This is a genomic window from Chelatococcus reniformis (assembly GCF_014640075.1).
GTDB classification, from domain to species: Bacteria; Pseudomonadota; Alphaproteobacteria; order Rhizobiales; family Beijerinckiaceae; genus Camelimonas; species Camelimonas reniformis.
On record NZ_BMGG01000010.1, the window covers coordinates 12,549 to 29,581 of the forward strand.

17 protein-coding genes are annotated in these 17,033 nt (G+C 73.0%); 10 read left to right on the forward strand and 7 right to left on the reverse strand.

The window, feature by feature from the left end; translation table 11 throughout:
• Positions 1-6 precede the first annotated feature (6 nt).
• The gene (locus IEW34_RS24685; RefSeq protein ID WP_188611903.1) at positions 7-798 is read left to right on the forward strand and encodes a precorrin-2 C(20)-methyltransferase; all 792 of its coding nucleotides are present in this window, start codon (positions 7-9) and stop codon (positions 796-798) included.
• Positions 795-1,571: a precorrin-3B C(17)-methyltransferase gene (locus tag IEW34_RS24690; protein ID WP_188611904.1), complete on the forward strand. Its 777-nt coding sequence runs from the start codon at positions 795-797 to the stop codon at positions 1,569-1,571. Before IEW34_RS24685 ends, IEW34_RS24690 begins: the two co-directional genes overlap by 4 nt.
• Here the strand turns inward: IEW34_RS24690 and IEW34_RS24695 are convergent.
• Positions 1,538-2,332, reverse strand: coding sequence for a cobalt-precorrin-6A reductase (locus tag IEW34_RS24695; RefSeq protein WP_188611905.1), 795 nt, complete (start codon positions 2,330-2,332; stop codon positions 1,538-1,540). The two genes, IEW34_RS24690 and IEW34_RS24695, sit on opposite strands and share 34 nt — an antisense overlap.
• Between IEW34_RS24695 and cbiE the strand changes: the two genes are divergently transcribed.
• Genes cbiE through cobM form a run of 3 tightly spaced genes read left to right on the forward strand, consistent with a single transcriptional unit; the run spans position 2,331 to position 4,749 of the window.
• A complete protein-coding gene (gene cbiE / locus IEW34_RS24700; protein WP_188611906.1) occupies positions 2,331-3,578 on the forward strand; it encodes a precorrin-6y C5,15-methyltransferase (decarboxylating) subunit CbiE in 1,248 nt (415 codons plus the stop codon). The genes IEW34_RS24695 and cbiE overlap by 2 nt on opposite strands.
• Positions 3,575-3,994, forward strand: a complete 420-nt coding sequence (locus IEW34_RS24705) for a cobalamin biosynthesis protein (RefSeq protein WP_188611907.1) — start codon at positions 3,575-3,577, stop codon at positions 3,992-3,994. The genes cbiE and IEW34_RS24705 overlap by 4 nt, the downstream gene beginning before the upstream one ends.
• Positions 3,991-4,749: a precorrin-4 C(11)-methyltransferase gene (cobM, locus tag IEW34_RS24710; protein ID WP_188611908.1), complete on the forward strand. Its 759-nt coding sequence runs from the start codon at positions 3,991-3,993 to the stop codon at positions 4,747-4,749. The genes IEW34_RS24705 and cobM overlap by 4 nt, the downstream gene beginning before the upstream one ends.
• 17 nt (positions 4,750-4,766) lie before the next feature.
• Here the strand turns inward: cobM and IEW34_RS24715 are convergent, their stop codons facing one another.
• Positions 4,767-5,900, reverse strand: coding sequence for a cobalt-precorrin-5B (C(1))-methyltransferase (locus IEW34_RS24715; RefSeq protein ID WP_188611909.1), 1,134 nt, complete (start codon positions 5,898-5,900; stop codon positions 4,767-4,769).
• Positions 5,901-5,926: 26 nt separating this feature from the next.
• Here IEW34_RS24715 and IEW34_RS24720 point away from each other — a divergent pair, with 26 nt between their 5' ends.
• Together IEW34_RS24720 and IEW34_RS24725 are read left to right on the forward strand one after the other, a co-directional pair.
• A complete protein-coding gene (locus IEW34_RS24720; RefSeq protein ID WP_188611910.1) occupies positions 5,927-7,261 on the forward strand; it encodes a cobyrinic acid a,c-diamide synthase CobB in 1,335 nt (444 codons plus the stop codon).
• 1 nt (position 7,262) lies between these two features.
• Complete coding sequence (locus IEW34_RS24725; protein WP_244642196.1) at positions 7,263-8,006, forward strand: adenosylcobinamide-GDP ribazoletransferase; 744 nt, start codon at positions 7,263-7,265, stop codon at positions 8,004-8,006.
• Here the strand turns inward: IEW34_RS24725 and cueR are convergent.
• Positions 7,983-8,447 (reverse strand): Cu(I)-responsive transcriptional regulator, encoded by a 465-nt coding sequence (cueR, locus tag IEW34_RS24730; protein WP_188611912.1) that lies wholly within the window; start codon positions 8,445-8,447, stop codon positions 7,983-7,985. The two genes, IEW34_RS24725 and cueR, sit on opposite strands and share 24 nt — an antisense overlap.
• Positions 8,448-8,546: 99 nt before the next feature.
• Here cueR and IEW34_RS24735 point away from each other — a divergent pair, with 99 nt between their 5' ends.
• Positions 8,547-10,952: a heavy metal translocating P-type ATPase gene (locus tag IEW34_RS24735; protein WP_188611913.1), complete on the forward strand. Its 2,406-nt coding sequence runs from the start codon at positions 8,547-8,549 to the stop codon at positions 10,950-10,952.
• A gap of 51 nt (positions 10,953-11,003) precedes the next feature.
• Here IEW34_RS24735 and IEW34_RS24740 read toward each other — a convergent pair whose 3' ends face one another.
• Complete coding sequence (locus tag IEW34_RS24740; RefSeq protein WP_188611914.1) at positions 11,004-12,122, reverse strand: CaiB/BaiF CoA transferase family protein; 1,119 nt, start codon at positions 12,120-12,122, stop codon at positions 11,004-11,006.
• A gap of 238 nt (positions 12,123-12,360) precedes the next feature.
• On the opposite strand from IEW34_RS24740, the gene IEW34_RS24745 reads away from it, so the two are divergent.
• Together IEW34_RS24745 and olsB are read left to right on the forward strand one after the other, a co-directional pair.
• Entirely contained in the window at positions 12,361-12,582 is a 222-nt protein-coding gene (locus IEW34_RS24745; protein ID WP_210324576.1) for a hypothetical protein, read from the forward strand.
• A gap of 232 nt (positions 12,583-12,814) precedes the next feature.
• Positions 12,815-13,804 carry a l-ornithine N(alpha)-acyltransferase gene (gene olsB, locus IEW34_RS24750; RefSeq protein ID WP_188611916.1) on the forward strand — a complete coding sequence of 330 codons (990 nt, stop codon included), beginning with the start codon at positions 12,815-12,817 and terminating at the stop codon, positions 13,802-13,804.
• Positions 13,805-13,949: 145 nt separating this feature from the next.
• Here the strand turns inward: olsB and IEW34_RS24755 are convergent, their stop codons facing one another.
• The 3 genes from IEW34_RS24755 to IEW34_RS24765 form a co-directional block, all read right to left on the reverse strand.
• Complete coding sequence (locus IEW34_RS24755; protein WP_188611917.1) at positions 13,950-14,837, reverse strand: SDR family oxidoreductase; 888 nt, start codon at positions 14,835-14,837, stop codon at positions 13,950-13,952.
• A 115-nt stretch (positions 14,838-14,952) separates the two neighbouring features.
• Positions 14,953-16,077 carry a tRNA epoxyqueuosine(34) reductase QueG gene (gene queG, locus IEW34_RS24760; RefSeq protein ID WP_308424395.1) on the reverse strand — a complete coding sequence of 375 codons (1,125 nt, stop codon included), beginning with the start codon at positions 16,075-16,077 and terminating at the stop codon, positions 14,953-14,955.
• Positions 16,078-16,100: 23 nt separating this feature from the next.
• Positions 16,101-16,793: a glutathione S-transferase family protein gene (locus IEW34_RS24765; RefSeq protein WP_188611919.1), complete on the reverse strand. Its 693-nt coding sequence runs from the start codon at positions 16,791-16,793 to the stop codon at positions 16,101-16,103.
• Between the last annotated feature and the right edge of the window lie 240 nt (positions 16,794-17,033).

The window sequence follows — 17,033 nt, forward strand, 5'->3', positions numbered from 1 at the left end:
GGCGGGATGAATGGTCACCGCCCGGGCCGCCTGATCGGCGTCGGCGTCGGCCCGGGCGATCCGGAGCTGATGACGCTCAAGGCGGTGCGCGCCGTCGGCGAGGCAGATGTCGTCGCCCACTTCGCCAAGGCGGGGCGCGGCGGCAACGCCCGCGCCATCGTCACGCCGCACCTGCGGCCGGGCACGCGGCTCCTGCCGCTGCTCTATCCCGTCACCACCGAGCTGCACCGGCACAGCCCGGCCTATCGCGCCGCCATCGCCGCCTTCTTCGACGGCGCGGCCGAGGCGGTCGCGGCCGAGCTCGATGCCGGGCTCACGGTCGCGGTGCTGAGCGAGGGCGACCCGTTCTTCTACGGCTCCTACATGCACCTGCACGTGCGCCTGGCGCCGCGCTACGCCGTCGAGGTCATCCCCGGGGTCACCGGGATGTCCGGCTGCTGGTCGGGGGCCGGCGCCCCCATCGCCCAGGGCGACGACGTCCTCAGCGTGGTGCCGGGCACCCTCGACGAAGCCGAACTCGCCCGCCGCTTCCGCGAGAGCGACGCCGCCGTGGTCATGAAGCTCGGCCGCAACCTGCCCAAGGTGCGCCGCGCGCTCGCCGCTGCCGGACGCCTGGAGGGGGCGATCTACGTGGAGCGCGGCACCATGCCGAATGCCGCCTGCCGGCGGCTCACCGACAAGCCCGACGACACCGCCCCCTATTTCGCGGTCGTGCTGATCCCCGGCTGGCGTTCCGCCGTCGCCGCCACCGCCGTCGAGGCGACCCCGCCGGCGGCAGTCGCCCGGCTCGCGCCATGACCGGCGCCGTGGCCTCCGGCCGGCTGGCGGTGGTCGGCCTCGGGCCGGGGCCGCACGAGCTCTTGGCGCCGCTCGCCGCGACCGAGCTGGCGGCCGCGGCCGAGGTCTTCGGCTACGGCCCCTATGTCGACCGGGTGCCCGAGCGGCCCGGCCAGCGCCGTATCGCCTCCGACAACCGCGAGGAGCTGGACCGGGCGCAGGCCGCCCTGGCGCGGGCGGCCGAGGGCGTGCACGTGGCCATGGTCTCCGGCGGCGATCCCGGCGTCTTCGCCATGGCCGCCGCCGTGTGCGAGGCGGTCGAGCAAGGCCCCGCCGCCTGGCGCGCCCTCGATATCGCCGTCATTCCGGGCGTCACCGCGATGCTCGCCGTGGCGGCCCGCATCGGCGCGCCGCTCGGCCACGACTTCTGCGCCATCTCGCTCTCCGACAACTTGAAGCCCTGGGCGGTGATCGAACGGCGCTTGGTGGCGGCGATCGGTGCAGGCTTCGTCGTCGCCCTCTACAACCCGGCGAGCCGGGCGCGGCCACACCAGCTCGACGCCGCCCTCGACGTGGGGCGCGCCCATCTGCCGGCCGAAACGCCGGTGATCTTCGGCCGTGCCGCGTTCCGCCCCGACGAGCGCATCACCACGGTGCCGCTGCGCGAGGCGCGCGGTGCCATGGCCGACATGGCGACCCTGGTGCTGATCGGCTCGCCCGCCACCCGCGTGGTCGAGCGGCCCGGCCTGCCGCCGCTGGTCTATTCGCCGCGCTCGGCGGAGCCGCTCGCGTGAACGCGCCCGGCCGTGAAGCCGGCGACCCAGGCCGCGGCGGCCTCCACGGTCGCCACCCTGGCGATGCCTGGGCCGTGCGGCAAAGCCGGGCGCGAGACCAGGATCACCTCGATGCCCAGCGTCCGCGCCGCTGCGATCTTGCCGTAGGTGGCCTCGCCGCCGCTGTTCTTGGCGACGATCACCTCGATGCCGTGGGCGATGAGGAGCGCCCGGTCATCCGCCTCGGCGAACGGGCCGCGCGCCACGATATAAGCGGCATCGGGCAGGGCCGGGCGCGGCGCCACCCGGTCGACGCTGCGGATCAGGTAACGATGCTCGGGCGCCGCCACGAAGGCGCCGACCTCCTGCCGGCCCAGGGCCAGGAACACGCGGCGCGGCGTCGGACCGAGGGCCTGCACGGCGCCGGCGACGTCGGCCACTTCGGTCCAGCGGTCGCCCGCCTGTCGGGTCCAGGGCGGGCGGGCCAGCGCGAGCAGCGGCACGCTTGCCGTGACGCTCGCGGCGACGGCGTTGGCGGAGATCCGCGCCGCATGGGGGTGCGTCGCGTCGACCAGCAGGTCGACGGCCTCGCCGACGAGATGGGCGGCGAGCCCCGCGGCCCCGCCGAAGCCGCCGCTGCGGGCGGGCACCGGCTGCGGCACGGGATTGGCGGTGCGGCCGGCGAGCGACAGGGTGATGGCGAGCGCGGGGCTTTCCACCAGCATCGCCGCCAGCCGCCGGGCTTCCGCCGTGCCGCCCAGGATGAGGACGCGGATGGTCATGGCTTCCGATAGCAGGCCCACCGCCGCGAACAAAACGGGCGGCCGCTGGCTCTCGGTCGTCGGCATCGGCGAGGACGGGGCGCCGGGCCTCGGCGCTCGGGCGCGGGCGCTCGTGTCCGGCGCCGATCTCGTCTTCGGCGGGGCCCGCCACCTGGCGCTGGCGGCGGAGCTGATTGGCGGTGAGGCGCGGGCCTGGCCCAGCCCCTTTTCCGAAGGCATCGCCGCCGTGCTGGCGGCCCGGGGCCGCCCGGTCTGCGTGCTCGCCTCGGGCGATCCCATGCTCTACGGCGTCGGCGCGACCCTGAGCCGGCACATCGATGCGGCCGAGATGGAGGTGGTGCCGGGCGCTTCCGCCTTCAGCCTGGCGGCGGCGCGCCTGGGCTGGCCGCTGGCCGAGACGGCGCAGGTCTCCGCCCACGGGCGCGCGCTGGACCTTGTGCGGCCGCAACTCCAGCCGGGCGCGCGCGTCCTCGCCCTCACCTCCGACGGCGCCGGGCCGGCGGCGCTGGCGGCGCTGCTGGTCGAGAGCGGCTTCGGGGGCTCCCGCCTCGTCGTGCTCGAGGCCCTGGGCGGGCCGGGCGAGCGCGTGCGTGAAGCGACGGCGGCGGGCTTTGCCCTGGAAGATATTGGCCCGCTCAACCTCGTCGCCATCGAGGTCGCCGCCGATGCTGGGGCGCGGGTGCTCACCCTCGCCAGCGGCCTCGCCGACGACCTGTTCGAGCACGACGGCCAGCTCAGCAAGCGCGAGATCCGGGCGCTGACGCTGTCGTCGCTGGCGCCGCGAGCGGGCGAGCTCTTGTGGGACATCGGCGCCGGCGCGGGCTCGATCGCCATCGAGTGGATGCTGCGCGGCGCAGGCCTTACCGCCATCGCCATCGAGGAGCGGACCGACCGGGCCGAGCGCATCGTCCGCAATGCCGCCCGCTGCGGCGTGCCCGGGCTGCGTCTCGTCGTCGGCAAGGCGCCGGCGGCCCTCGACGGCCTGCCGGCCCCCGATGCGGTGTTCATCGGCGGCGGTGCCAGCGATCCCGGCGTGCTCGACGCGGCGATCTCCGCGCTCAAGCCGAGCGGCCGGCTGGTGGTCAACGCCGTGACCTTGGAGACCGAGGCGCTGCTCCTGGCCGCCCACCGCGATCGCGGCGGCGCGCTCACCCGGCTCGCCGTCGCCCGCGCCGCGCCGGTCGCCGGCATGACCGGCTGGCGGCCGGCCATGCCCGTTACCCAGTGGCGTTGGAGGAAGCCATGATCGTCGCCGGCTTCGGCTGCCGCAAGGGGGTCAGCGTCGCCCAGGTGAAGGCGGCCTTCGACGTCGCCCTGCTGCAGGCGGCGCTCGATCCCGGGGCGGTCACGCGTCTCGCCGCCCCGGCGCACAAGCGCGACGAGGCGGCGCTCACCGCCTTTGCCGGCGCCATGGCGCTGCCGCTCGTCTTCGTGACGGCATCCGAGCTCGCTGCCACGGCCGATCACGTGCTGAGCGCCTCGGAGCGGGTGGAGGAGGTGCTCGGAGTGCCCTCCGCGTCCGAGGCGGCGGCGCTGGCCGTCGCCGGGCCGAACGCACGTCTGCTGGGGCCGCGGGTCGCCGTCGGTGCGGTCACCTGCGCGCTGGCCCAAATCGATCTCGACGATCGCGACGATGAAGGCCGGGGGGAGCCCATGGAATGACCGTGCATTTCATCGGCGCCGGGCCGGGCGCGGCCGACCTCATCACCGTGCGCGGGCGCGATCTGCTGGCGCGCTGCCCGGTGTGCCTCTACGCCGGCTCGATCGTGCCGCGCGAGCTCCTGGCCCATTGCCCGGCGCACGCCCGGCTGGTGGACACGGCGCCGCTCAGCCTGGACGAGATCGAGGTGGAATACGTCGCGGCCTTCGCCGCCGGCCAGGACGTGGCGCGGCTCCATTCGGGCGACCTGTCGATCTACTCGGCGCTGGCGGAGCAGTTGCGGCGGCTCGAGCGCCGCGCCATCCCCTACACGCTCACCCCCGGCGTGCCGGCCTTCGCCGCGGCGGCGGCGGCGCTCGGGACCGAGCTCACGGTGCCGGAGCTCGCCCAGAGCGTCGTGCTGACCCGGGTGTCGGGCCGCGCCTCGGCCATGCCGCCGCGTGAGACGCTCGCTGCCTTCGGCGCCACCGGGGCGACCCTGGCCATCCACCTCGCCATCCACGCGCTGCCCGGCATCGTCGAGGCGCTCGTGCCGCTCTACGGCGGCGACTGCCCGGTGGCAGTGGTGGGGCGCGCGAGCTGGCCCGACGAGCGCATCGTGCGTGGCCGGCTCGACGATATCGTGAGCCAGCTCACGGACGCCCCGATCGAGCGCACGGCCCTGGTCCTGGTGGGGCCGGCGCTGGCGGCGCGGGATTTCCGCGAGAGCGCGCTCTACGATCCCGACTACCGCCGCCGCTTCCGGGGCGGACCATGACCGGCGCGCGCGCCCGCTCAAGCTGTCGGCGCGAAGGGCGCCCGGCCGACCAGGCGGCCTTCCCGGTCGAACACCGTGATCTCCAGCGCGATGTCCGGGCGGGCGAGGGCCGCCGCCGCCGGCGTCCAGGCGGCGCGCGCCACCAGGTCGCCCAGGGCAAGGCCGCCCGCCGCGGCGTGGCCGAAGGCTTCCGCTACCGTATTGGAGGCCTCGATGGTCGCGACGAGGCCGGGCGCTGCGCCGCCGGTTTGGGCGAGCGCCGCCAGCGCCGGCATGTCGGCCCGGCCGCGCTTGGAGTGCAGGTCGAGGAGCCCTTGCCCCAGCTTGGTCATCTTGGCGACGCCGCCGGCCACGGTGACCCGCGCCACCGGGCGGGCGCGCACGTATTTCAGCATGCCGCCGACGAAGTCGCCCATGTCGATCAGCGCCGTCTCCGGCAGGCCGTGCAGGGCCTGCACCGCCGCCTCCGAGGCCGAGCCGGTGGCGCCGGCGATGTGGCCGAGCCCCATGGCGCGGGCGACGTCGATGCCGCGATGGATCGAGTGGATCCAGGCGGCGCACGAGAACGGGATGACGACCCCGGTGGTGCCGAGCACCGACAGGCCGCCGACGATGCCGAGGCGGCGGTTCAGCGTGCGCTCGGCGAGGCGCCCCCCGTCGGCGATGGCGATTTCGACCTCCGCGTCCGGTGCCCGGCCGCTCGCCGCCGCCACCTCGGCGATGGCCTCGCGGATCATGCGCCGCGGCACCGGATTGATGGCCGGCTCGCCCGGCGCGATCGGCAGCCCCGGCCGCGTCACCGTGCCGACGCCGGCGCCGGCTCGGAACCGTACGCCGCTGCCGGCGGGCGCCGGCCGCACCGTCGCCAGCACCAGGGCGCCGTGAGTGACGTCCGGGTCGTCGCCGGCGTCCTTGACCACGCCGGCCGTGGCCTCCCCGGGGCCGAGGCGCGTCGTCGCCAGGGCGAACGAGGGGTTGAGCCCGCCGGGCAGCGAGATGGGCACCGGGTCGGGGAACGCACCGTCGCCGAGCGCCGCGAAGGCGGCCTTGGCCGCCGCCGTGGCGCAGGCTCCCGTCGTCCAGCCGCGGCGCAGCGGCCGGCCGCCCGGCGTTCCGGGCTCCGGCGGCGGGATGGCGGGATCGTCGCTCATGGCCGCCGTCATAGCAGAGGTCCGCGATGACTGCTGCCGCAGCGTTGCCCCGCGCCCGCGGGATCCTGGTGTCGGCCCCGCGCTCGGGCGCCGGCAAGACCACGGTGACGCTCGGGCTGCTCACCGCCTTCGCGGCCCGCGGCCTTACCGTGCAGGCGGTGAAGACCGGGCCCGACTACATCGATCCCGCCTTTCATGCCGCCGCCACCGGGCGGCCCGGGCTCAACCTCGACACCTGGGCCATGCCGGCGCCGCTCGTCGATGCGCTGGCCGACGAGGCGGCCGGCGCCGACCTCGTCATCGCCGAAGGGGCCATGGGCCTGTTCGACGGCATTCCGGGCCGGCCGGGCCGCTCCGGCGCGCCGGCGGACGTCGCCGCGCGGCTCGGGCTGCCGGTGGTGCTGGTGCTCGACGTCTCCGGCCAGTCGCAGTCGGCCGCTGCCGTCGCTCGTGGCTTTTCGGGCTACGACCCGGCGGTGCGCATCGCCGGCGTGGTCCTCAACAAGGCCGGCAGCGAGCGGCACATCCGCCTGGTGAGCGACGCCATGCGGGCGCTCGCCATGCCCGTGCTGGGGGCGATCCCTCGCGACGCCGGGCTCTCGCTGCCCGAGCGCCACCTCGGCCTGGTTCAGGCGGTCGAGCACGCGGATCTGGCCGAACGCCTGTCCCAGCTGAGGGCGGTGGCCGAGCGTCACCTCGACCTCGACGCCATCCTGGCGTTGGCGGTCTCCCTGCCGGACTTCGCCCAGCCCGCCGCCGTGGTGCCGCTGCCGCCCCCGGGCCAGCGCATCGCGCTCGCCAGCGACGCCGCCTTCGGCTTCGTCTATCCCCACGTCCTCGCCGGCTGGCGCCGCGCCGGCGCCGAGGTCGTGCCCTTCTCGCCCCTGGCGGACGAGCCGCCACCCGACCGGTGCGACGCCTGCTGGCTCCCTGGCGGCTATCCCGAGTTGCACGCGGCCCAACTCGCGGCAGCGGGGCGCTTCCGAACCGGCGTGCGGCGCTTCGCCGAGACGCGGCCCGTGCACGGCGAGTGCGGCGGCTACATGGTGCTGGGCCAGGCGCTCGCCGACGCCGACGGCACCACCCACGCGATGCTGGGGCTGCTCGGCCACAGCACGAGCTACGCCCGGCGCAAGCTCAACCTGGGCTACCGCGAGGCGACGCTGCGCGCCGCCGGCGTGCTCGGGCCGGCCGGCGCGGTCGTGCGCGGCCACGAGTTCCACTATGCCGTCGTCGCCGATCCCGGCGCCGATGAGCCGATGGCCGACCTCCTCGACGGCGAGGGCCGGCCCCTGGGGCCGGCCGGCGGCCGGCGCGGCCAGGTTTCCGGCACCTTCTTCCACGCCATCGCCACGGCCTGACATGCGAGCCCTCGCCGACGCCAGGCTCTGCCTCGGCTTCTTCACCCGCCTCCCGGCCGGCGCGCCGGCCGGGAGGCCTCTGGCCGACGCGATCTGGGCGGCGCCCATAGCCGGCGGGGCCGTCGCACTCCTGTCCGGTTTCGCGCTGCTCGCGGCACACGCGGCCGGCGCGCCGCCGACGGTCGCCGCAGCGCTCGCGCTGGGCGCCGGCGTCCTCGCCACCGGGGCGCTGCACGAGGACGGGCTCGCCGACGTGGCGGACGGCTTCGGCGGCGGCACGACCGCGGCGCGCAAGCTGGAGATCATGCGCGACAGCCGTATCGGCACCTACGGCGTGGTGGCGCTGGCGCTCACGCTGCTGTTGCGCTGGTCGGCGCTCGCGTCCGTTCTCGCCAACGACGGCCCTGGCGTCGCGGTGCTGGCGCTCCTCGCTGCCCACGCGGCGAGTCGCAGCCTGCTGCCGGCGATGATGCGGGTGCTGCCGCGGGCCCGCGGCGACGGTCTCTCGGTCCGGGCCGGCTCACCGGGCGCCGGCACGGCGGCGCTGGCGCTGCTCCTCGGTGCCGCGGCCCTGCTGCCGCTGGGCCTCGCTACCTCGCTGATCGCCGCAGGTCTCCTGGTGGGCTGGACATCCGTGCTGGCCTGGCTCGCTCTGCGCCATATCGGCGGCCAGACCGGCGACGTGTTGGGCGCCCTCCAGCAGGGGGCCGAGGTGGCCGTCCTATGCGCGGCAAGCCTCGTCTGAGCCCTTCTCGCCTGAGCCCTTGTCGCCTGAGCCCTTGCCGCTGGCCTGGGGGCCGAGCCCCTCCAGCCCGTCGATGATCGGGCAGTCGGAGCGGCCGTCGCCTTCGCAACTGTCGGCCAGCCGGCGCAGCACCCGCAGCATCTCGTCGAGACTGGCGCGCTGCGCCTCGAGCTCCGTGACATGGGCGAGCGCGATGGCCTTGACCTCCGTATTGCTGCGGCCGTCGTCGCCCCAGAGCGCCAGGAGAATACGAATGCGCTCGAGAGGGAAGCCGAGGTCGCGGGCGCGGCGCACGAAGCTCAATCGGTGCACGTCGCTCACATCGTAGTCGCGATAGTTGCTGTCGCGCCGCGCCGGCGCCGGGATGAGTCCGATCGCCTCGTAATAACGAATCATCTTGGCGGACACGCCGGAGCGGGTCGCAGCCTGGCCTATGTTCATGACGGGTACTCGTACAATGGGCTTGACCTTCCCATGATGGGAAGGCCCAAGGTTCGTTGCAAGAGAACCGCAAACGAACCGAATGAAAACGAGGGCCCCATGGCCGACCACAGCTGTTGCGGCGGGCACGCCGCGCACGCCGCTGCGCCTGCGCCCACGCCGGCCATGACGGTCGATCCCGTCTGCGGCATGAGCGTCGACCCCGCGACCGCGAAGCATGCCGCCGAGCACTGGGCGCAGACCTACCATTTCTGCTCTGCCGGCTGCCGCACCAAGTTCCTGGCCGAGCCGGAGCGCTATCTCGCGGCGGGCTGCGAGCACGGCGCCGCGGCGGGGCATGGCCGTCACCACGGCCACGCCCATCGAGGGCCGGCGCCCGGGGCCGTGCCGGACGGGTCCATCTTCACCTGCCCGATGCACCCGGAGGTGCGCCAGGTCGGCCCCGGCTCCTGCCCGATCTGCGGCATGGCGCTGGAGCCGGAGATCGTCTCGCTGGACGATGAGCCCAACCCGGAGCTGGCCGACATGAGCCGGCGCTTCTGGATCGGCCTGGCGCTCACCCTGCCGGTGTTCGTGCTGGAGATGGGCGGCCATCTGTTCGGCTGGACCCATGCCATCGGCGGCACCCTGTCCAACTGGGTTCAACTGGTGCTGGCGACGCCGGTGGTGCTGTGGGCCGGCTGGCCCTTCCTGGTGCGCGGCTGGGCGTCGATCGCCTCGCGCAACCTCAACATGTTCACGCTGATTGCCATGGGCACCGGAGCGGCCTGGGGCTACTCGCTGGTGGCGACGCTGGCGCCCGGCCTGTTTCCGCCGGCGGCGCGCGGTCACGACGGCAGCGTGGCGGTGTATTTCGAGGCGGCCGCCGTCATCACCGTGCTGGTGCTGCTGGGCCAGGTGCTGGAGCTCCGGGCGCGCGAGCGCACCGGCGGAGCGCTCAAGGCCTTGCTCCAGCTGACGCCGAAGACGGCCCGGCGCCTCGCCGCCGACGGCAGCGAGGCGGATGTGGCGATCGAGGCCATCGCCGTCGGCGACCGGCTGCGGGTGCGGCCGGGCGAGGCGGTGCCCGTCGACGGCGACGTCGTCGACGGCCGCGCCGCCGTCGACGAATCCATGCTGACCGGCGAGCCGATGCCGGTGACCAAGGCCGCCGGGGACACGGTCACCGGCGGCACCATCGCCCGCAGCGGCGGACTGGTCATGGCGGCGACCCACGTGGGCCAGGAGACGATGCTGGCGCGCATCGTGCAGATGGTGGCCCAGGCCCAGCGCAGCCGCGCGCCGATCCAACGCCTCGCCGACCGGGTGGCCGGCTATTTCGTGCCGGCGGTGATCGCCGTCGCGCTTCTCGCCCTCGGCGCCTGGTTGATCTGGGGGCCCGAGCCGCGCCTGAGCTACGCGCTGATCGCCGCGGTCGCCGTGCTCATCATCGCTTGCCCCTGCGCGCTGGGGCTCGCCACGCCGATGTCGATCATGGTCGGCGTCGGCCGCGGCGCCGCCGCCGGTGTGCTGGTGAAGAGCGCCGAGGCGCTGGAGCGGCTGGAGCGGGTCGACACGCTGATGATCGACAAGACCGGTACGCTCACCGAGGGCCGCCCGGCGCTGACCGAGGTCGTCCCGGCGCAGGGTTTCACCGCCGACGAGGTGCTGCGGCTGGCGGCCAGCGTGGAGCGGGCGAGCGAGCACCCGCTGGCCCGCGCCATGGTGGAGGGCGCCGAGGCTCGCAAGCTTGCGCTCGCGCCCGTGGCCGGCTTCGAGGCGCCGGCCGGCAAGGGCGCGCTCGGCACCGTCGCGCAGCGCGAGGTCGCGGTCGGCAGTGCGGCCTACCTCGCTGAACGCGGCGTCGACGCCGCCCCGCTGGCCGCCGCGGCGGACGGGCTGCGCCGGGAGGGTGCCAGCGTGGTCTTCGCGGCCGTCGATGGCCGGCTCGCCGGCCTGATCGCGGTCGCCGATCCAGTCAAGCCGACGACACCGGCCGCGCTCGCGGCGCTCAAGGCCGAGGGCATCCGGGTGGTCATGCTGACCGGCGACCATCGCGCCACCGCCGAAGCCCTGGCGGCGAAGCTCGGCATCGACGAGGTGGAGGCCCAATTGCTCCCGGCCGACAAGGCGGCGGTGGTGAGCCGGCACATGGCTGCCGGCCAGGTCGTCGCCATGGCTGGCGACGGCGTCAACGACGCGCCGGCCCTGGCGGCGGCGGACGTCGGCATCGCCATGGGCTCGGGCACAGACGTCGCCATCGAGAGCGCCGGCATCACCTTGCTCAGGGGCGATCTCGCCGGCATCGCCAAGGCCCGGCGGTTGTCGGAGGCGACCATGCGCAACATCCGGCAGAACCTGTTCTTCGCCTTCGTCTACAATGCGGCGGGCGTGCCCATCGCGGCCGGCGTGCTCTATCCGCTCTTCGGCCTGCTGCTGTCGCCCGTCCTCGCTGCTGCCGCCATGTCGCTGTCGTCGGTGAGCGTCATCGCCAACGCCGCCCGCCTCGGCCGGCTGAAGCTGTAGCAGCAACGTCATGGGCGAGCCCGACCATGACGTTCAACGCCGGGCGACCGGTCACTCGAACTCCGCTCGCAGCGCTTCGCCGTTCTCGTCGAGCGCCGGCACGCCGTCGGCGGTGAGGACGGCGCCGTCGTGCAGGGCACCTGGTGCCAGCATGCGCACCGGCCCGCCGGGGGTGGCGATCTCGACGAAACGCGCCTGGGCGTGCTCTGCCAGATCCGCCAGCGAGTTGATGCGCCCGTAGGCGATGCGCGCCCGCTCCATGCGCTCGACCACGTCCTGGCGATCGAGGGCCGACAAAACTGCGTCGATCTCGACGTCGAGCGCCGGGCGATTGGCGACCCGCAGGTTGTTGTCGGCAAAGCGCGGGTCCTGCGCCAGGCCCGGCTTGCCGAGCACGTCGCTGCACAGCTTCGCCCATTCCCGCTCGTTCTGGATGGAGAACAGGATCGCCTGTCCGCAGCGGCAGGCATAGGCGCCGTAGGGCGCGATGGTGGGGTGGTTGAGGCCCATGCGGGCGGGCGTGTGGCCGCCGTAGGCGAATTGCAGGAACGGCACGTTCATCCAGTCGGCCAAGGCGTGGAACAGCGACACCGATACGTGCCGGCCGACACCCGTGCGCGCGCGGCCGATCAGCGCCTGCTGAATGCCGTTGAGGGCCGTCATGCCGGCGGCGATGTCGCAGACCGATACCCCGACGCGGCCGGGGCCCGCCGCATTGCCGGTGATCTCGGCGAGGCCCGTCTCGCCCTGCACCAGCAGGTCGTAGGCCTTGAGATCTTTGAGCGGGCCGTCCTCGCCGTAGCCTGTGATGGTGCAGGTGATCAGGCGCGGATCGGCGCGGCGCAGTTCGACCGGATCGAGCCCGAGGCTGGCCATGACGCCCGGCGCGGCGTTCTGGATGAAGATGTCCGCGGTTCCGATCATGCGCCGGAGCAGGGCGATGTCATCCGCCTCGCGCAGGTCGACGGCGATCGACTGCTTGCCCCGGTTCAGCCAGACGAAGTAGCTGCTCTGGCCTTGCGCGTAGCGGTCGTAGCCGCGGGCGAAATCGCCGTCGCGGCGCTCGACCTTGATGACGCGCGCGCCGGCGTCGGCCAGGCGCGAGGACGCATAGGGCGCCGCAACCGCCTGCTCGATCGAGACCACCAGGATGCCTTCGAGATCGCGCATGGGCCCTCTTCCGCTCGTGCTGCCCCAGAACAGAAATCGCGAGGCTCGGCGGCGAGCGAGTGCCCTCCTGTCCCCCCGGCCCGCATGCCACGCGACCGTGGCCGCGTCAAAGCGCTGGGTGCCGCGGAGGCGCGTCAAAACACTGCAAGCCGCAGAAAAACTGGTGTAGACTATCGCCGCTTTTAAATCCGTGAGGGACATCGTGCATATCATCAGGCTCTTGGCCATGGGGGCCGGCTTGGCGCTGCTGCCGCACGCGGCGGTAGCACAGAGCAATCCGAGCGCTCCGCCGGTCAACAACGGCCACTTGCAGCCGACCCGGGGGTCGGTGCTCGAAGCGGAGCGCGCCGACAACATCAACGTCAAGCGCAGCAATACGCAGCAGCTCAACCAGATCGACAAGGAGAGCGCGCGAATGAAGCGCCTGATGGGCAGCATCTGCTCGAATTGCGACAACTGACCGGCCGCGGGCGACCGCGTCGGGCATTCCAGATGATGGACATGGGTCAGAGAGCGTCGGGCGCCGGCGCTCTCTTTTTATTTGCCGGCAAGATGGGGCGCCACGCCTGACCTGGCCTTGGGCGGCCGCATTGTCATAAAAGCTTTGGACGCTTATGCTTCCGTCCAACTTTAGTCAGTTAACCAGGGTCCCGGCCACCACCGTGCGAACGCCCAGGGAGCAAACGCCTGCAATGCGCGACAATTGGCGTGAGAGCTGGCCGCCAGCGGCGGCAAGGCCCATGATCAACCGCTTCAAGCCGTTGCTGCTTCCCTCCATGCTGCGGCCGGCGCCGCGGGCCGGGGCGCCGATTCGACTGCTGCCCGGGCTCATTCCACTGCCGAATCGGCTGCCGGACCAAGGGGGGCTCGACCCCTGCCTCGGGCGGCTCGGGTCGCTCGAGGTGCGGCTGGCCACCAGCAGGAAGGAGATCAAGCGAGCCCAGCGGCTGCGCTATCGGGTCTTCTACGAGGAGTTGTCGGCGCTGCCGAACGCGGCCTCGATGCTGGCGCGGCGCGACATGGATGATTTCGATCCGATCTGCGACCACCTGCTGGTGCTGGACCACGCCGCCGATCGCACGCCGTTCGCTCCGCGCAAGCCCAAGGTGGTCGGCACCTATCGGCTGCTCCGTCAGGAGGCCGCCGACCGCAACTTCGGCTTCTACACCACGGGTGAGTTCGACCTGCAGCCGCTGCTCGACCGTCACCGCGGCCTGCGCTTCCTGGAACTCGGCCGCTCCTGCGTGCTGAAGCCCTACCGCAACAAGCGCACCGTCGAGCTGCTGTGGCGTGGGGTGTGGACCTACGTCCTGCATCACCGCATCGACGCCATGTTCGGCTGCGCCAGCCTGGAGGGCACCGATCCGGCGGCGCTCGCTTTGCAGCTCAGCTTTCTGCACCACTATGCGCGGGCGCCCGAGCCCTGGCGCATGAGCGCGCTGGGCGACCGCTACGTGGCGATGGATCGGCTGCCCAAGGAGGCGATCAGCATGAAGCTGGCGATGCAGTCGCTGCCGCCGCTGATCAAGGGCTATCTGAGGCTCGGCGCCAGCTTCGGCGACGGCGCGGTCATCGACCGCCAGTTCGGCACCACCGACGTGGCCGTCGTCCTGCCGGTATCGGCGATCAGTCAGCGCTACATCAACCACTTCGGGCCGTCGGCCAACCGTCACGCGGCGTAGAGCATGGTCTCAAGGAGCGGATGGCGCTCTGCGGATGCGTTCATGCTCAAAACATGGGTCCAGAGCTGGATGATGATTCAACGAGACATCATCCCGCTTCAAGGCAAGTCGGGTCGGCGCTGAGCCTTGCACCGGCGAGGCGGCGTCAGCGGCCCTCGCCCGCCGTGGCGAGCGCGTCCAGCCCCTCGCGGTAGGTGGGATAGGCGAGGGCGACCTTGAGGTCGCGGCGCAGGCGCCGGTTCGACACACGCTTGTTCTCACCCCAGAAGCTGCGCGCCATCGGCGTCAGATCCGCTTCGGCGAACGGCACCTCCGGCGGCGCCGACATTCCGAGCAGGCCGGCCGCATAGGCGATGACGTCCTGCGGCGGGCCGGGCTCGTCGTCGGTGACGTTCCAGACGGCGCTGGCCACCTCGCCGTCCCAGGCAGCGGTGATCGCGGCGGCGATGTCGCGCACGTGGATGCGGTTGAACACCTGGCCGTCCTTCACCAGGCGCTGGGCCCTGCCGTCGCGCAGCTTGACCAGCGCGTTGCGGCCCGGCCCGTAGATGCCGGCCAGGCGAAAGACCTGAACGGACCTTCCCGTGGCGGCGCCCAGCGCCAGCCACTGCCGCTCCACTTCGACCCGGCGAGCGTTGCGGGGGCTGGTGGGGGCCAGCGCGGCGTCCTCATCGATCCAGGCCCCCCCATGATCGCCGTAGACGCCAACCGTCGAGAGATAGGCGATCTGCTTGAGGCGCGGCGCCGTCGAGATGGCGTCGGCATAGAAGCGCAGCACCGGGTCCCCCGCCTGATCCGGCGGTGCCGACACCAGCAGGAGGTCGGCCGCGGCGAGGTCCCGGCCGATGGCGGGATCGAAGCGCGTCGCCGCGTCGCTGCCGTCGAACAGGTGGACGTCGTCTGCCGGCCGGCCGGTATGCCCCGCCCGGGCGGCGGATCGCACCGTCCCGGCGATACGGTCGAACGAGGCGCGGGCGTGGGCCGCGTAGGCTTGAGCGGTGTAGCCGAGGCCGAAGACGAAGAGCTGGGTCATGCGTGGCGATCAATCCTGGAGCCTTCGGCGCCTTACCCAGGCGCGATCCCCGTCCATCTGCCAAGAAATACCGGGCAAGAACAGTTCCGCCGCCGCCAGCTGGCCTGCGGCGAGGTCAAGCCCGCTCATGGCGCGGCTCGGGACAATCCGCGACCGCGTCCCACTCGGCCCGCACCGACGCGTCGGCCTCGGTTCCCCGGCGGGCGGTCGCCGCCGCGGCGACGGCCGCGCCCGGCGCCAGGCGCCCGAAGGCCCACACCGCCGCGCCCCTGACCAGAGGGGAGGGGTCATCGAGCAGCCGGCCCACGGCGGCCAGCAGCCCGGCGCTGCCTGAGTTCCCGGCCGCGATCAGCACGTTGCGCAGGAAGCGGTCGCGGCCGGTGCGCCTGATCGGCGTGCCCGCGAAGCGAAGGCGGAAGGCCGCCTCGTCGAGGCCGAGGAGTTCTTCGAGCGGCGGGGCGTCGAGGTCTGACCGCGCGGCGAGCTTGGCGTCGCGGCCGTCCTGCGCGAACTTGTTCCAGGGGCACACGGCCAGACAATCGTCGCAGCCGAAGATGCGGTTGCCGATGGCGGACCGGAAGGCGGGCGGGATCGGCCCCGCGTGCTCGATGGTGAGGTAGGAGATGCAACGCCGGGCGTCGATCTGGTAGGGGGCCGGGAAGGCCTGCGTCGGGCAGGCGTCGAGGCAGCGGCGGCAGGTGCCGCAATGGTCGCCCTCGCGCTCGTCGGGCGGCAATTCGGCCTCGCAGAGGATCACGCCGAGGAACAGCCAGTTGCCGAACTCGCGTGAGACGAGCACCGTGTGCTTGCCCTGCCAGCCGAGGCCGGCCGCGGCGGCGAGGGGCTTTTCCATGAGCGGCGCGGTGTCGACGAACACCTTCACGTCGGCCCCGCTCTTGGCCGCCAGCAGGCCGGCGACCTGCTTCAGGCGGCCCTTCATCACCGCGTGGTAGTCGCGCCCGCGCGCGTAGACGGAGAGGGTGGCGCTGAGGGGATCGGCGAGGCTGGCCAGAGGATCGCGCTCGGGGCCGTAGTTGAGGCCGAGCACCACGGCGGACCGGGCCTTGTCCCACATGGCTTTGGGGCTCGCCCGCCGCTCGGCGGTGTCGGCCATCCAGCTCATGGTGCCGTGGTGACCGGCAGCGAGCCAGGCCGCCAGCCGTGGCCCGGCCTCCGGAATGGCGTCGGCGGGCGCGACGCGCACCACATCGAAGCCCTGCTCGTGGGCGCGCGCCTGCACGGCGCGCTTCAGCGCTGCGCCGTTCAGAAGTCCAGGTCGGCGTAGATCGCCGCCGGCGCCATGCCGGGGACCGTGTCCTGCAGCAGCGGCCGGAACGACGGCCTCGACTTCACCCGCGCGTACCATGCCTTCGCCGCTTCGTCTTCGCTCCAGGGGACGTCGCCGAGATAGTCGACGCAGGACAGGTGCGCCGCCGCCGCCAAGTCCGCATACGTCAGCGTCTCCCCCGCCAGGCAGTGACGCCGCCCGAGCAGAAAGCCGATGTAGCGCAAATGATAGCGCACGTTGGTGCGGGCCGCACGGATGGTGTTCATGTCCGGAGGGCCGCCGCCCAGATCCGCTGCCATGAAGCGCTTGTAGATCTTCTCGGTGACGAGGTAGCTCGACACCTCGTCGAAGAATTTGCCGTTGAACCAATCGAGCAGCCGACGGACCTCGACGCGCCCCGCTACATCGTCGGGCAGCAGGCGGTTCCTGCCGAGCGCCAGCCCCCGCGTCTCGTCGAGATATTCGCAGATGGGGCCCGGGCCGGGAACGACGAAGTCCTGCTCGTCCACCAGCACAGGGGTCGCACCTGCCGGATTGAGGGCCAGGAACTCCGGCCGACGCTCCCAGGCGCGCACCTCGGTCAGTTGCGCGTCGCTACCCATCTCGCCCAGGGCGAGCCGGATGAAGCGGGAATGGGGACAAAGCGGGTGGTGGTGAAGCGTCGCCATGCGGGCCGGGCTGGACTACGTCCATGCGGACGGACCCACAGGGCCCATCGGCATCAACGCCATCAAATCCAAGGGATGGGAGCACGATGTGGTCAATGAGCCGTTAATCGTCTTCTGCGCATCGCGATCGGGGTCGGGGGTGGCACGCAGCCGGTGGGCTGGCCCGTCGCGATGTGCAGGACGGGCGTCAGAAGCGTGCGCGGCCCGTATAGGCCCGCAATGCCTCGCCGACAACCGAAT

Bases quoted from the DNA above. Each gene is read 5' to 3' on its own strand.
- IEW34_RS24755 (WP_188611917.1), bottom strand. From the start codon at position 14,837: ATGACCCAGCTCTTCGTCTTCGGCCTCGGCTACACCGCTCAAGCCTAC.
- IEW34_RS24705 (WP_188611907.1), top strand. From the start codon at position 3,575: ATGATCGTCGCCGGCTTCGGCTGCCGCAAGGGGGTCAGCGTCGCCCAG.
- IEW34_RS24735 (WP_188611913.1), top strand. From the start codon at position 8,547: ATGGCCGACCACAGCTGTTGCGGCGGGCACGCCGCGCACGCCGCTGCG.
- IEW34_RS24725 (WP_244642196.1), top strand. From the start codon at position 7,263: ATGCGAGCCCTCGCCGACGCCAGGCTCTGCCTCGGCTTCTTCACCCGC.
- IEW34_RS24740 (WP_188611914.1), bottom strand. From the start codon at position 12,122: ATGCGCGATCTCGAAGGCATCCTGGTGGTCTCGATCGAGCAGGCGGTT.
- IEW34_RS24715 (WP_188611909.1), bottom strand. From the start codon at position 5,900: ATGAGCGACGATCCCGCCATCCCGCCGCCGGAGCCCGGAACGCCGGGC.
- cbiE (WP_188611906.1), top strand. From the start codon at position 2,331: ATGGCTTCCGATAGCAGGCCCACCGCCGCGAACAAAACGGGCGGCCGC.
- IEW34_RS24690 (WP_188611904.1), top strand. From the start codon at position 795: ATGACCGGCGCCGTGGCCTCCGGCCGGCTGGCGGTGGTCGGCCTCGGG.
- IEW34_RS24765 (WP_188611919.1), bottom strand. From the start codon at position 16,793: ATGGCGACGCTTCACCACCACCCGCTTTGTCCCCATTCCCGCTTCATC.
- IEW34_RS24685 (WP_188611903.1), top strand. From the start codon at position 7: ATGAATGGTCACCGCCCGGGCCGCCTGATCGGCGTCGGCGTCGGCCCG.
- cueR (WP_188611912.1), bottom strand. From the start codon at position 8,447: ATGAACATAGGCCAGGCTGCGACCCGCTCCGGCGTGTCCGCCAAGATG.
- olsB (WP_188611916.1), top strand. From the start codon at position 12,815: ATGCGCGACAATTGGCGTGAGAGCTGGCCGCCAGCGGCGGCAAGGCCC.
- IEW34_RS24720 (WP_188611910.1), top strand. From the start codon at position 5,927: ATGACTGCTGCCGCAGCGTTGCCCCGCGCCCGCGGGATCCTGGTGTCG.
- cobM (WP_188611908.1), top strand. From the start codon at position 3,991: ATGACCGTGCATTTCATCGGCGCCGGGCCGGGCGCGGCCGACCTCATC.
- IEW34_RS24695 (WP_188611905.1), bottom strand. From the start codon at position 2,332: ATGACCATCCGCGTCCTCATCCTGGGCGGCACGGCGGAAGCCCGGCGG.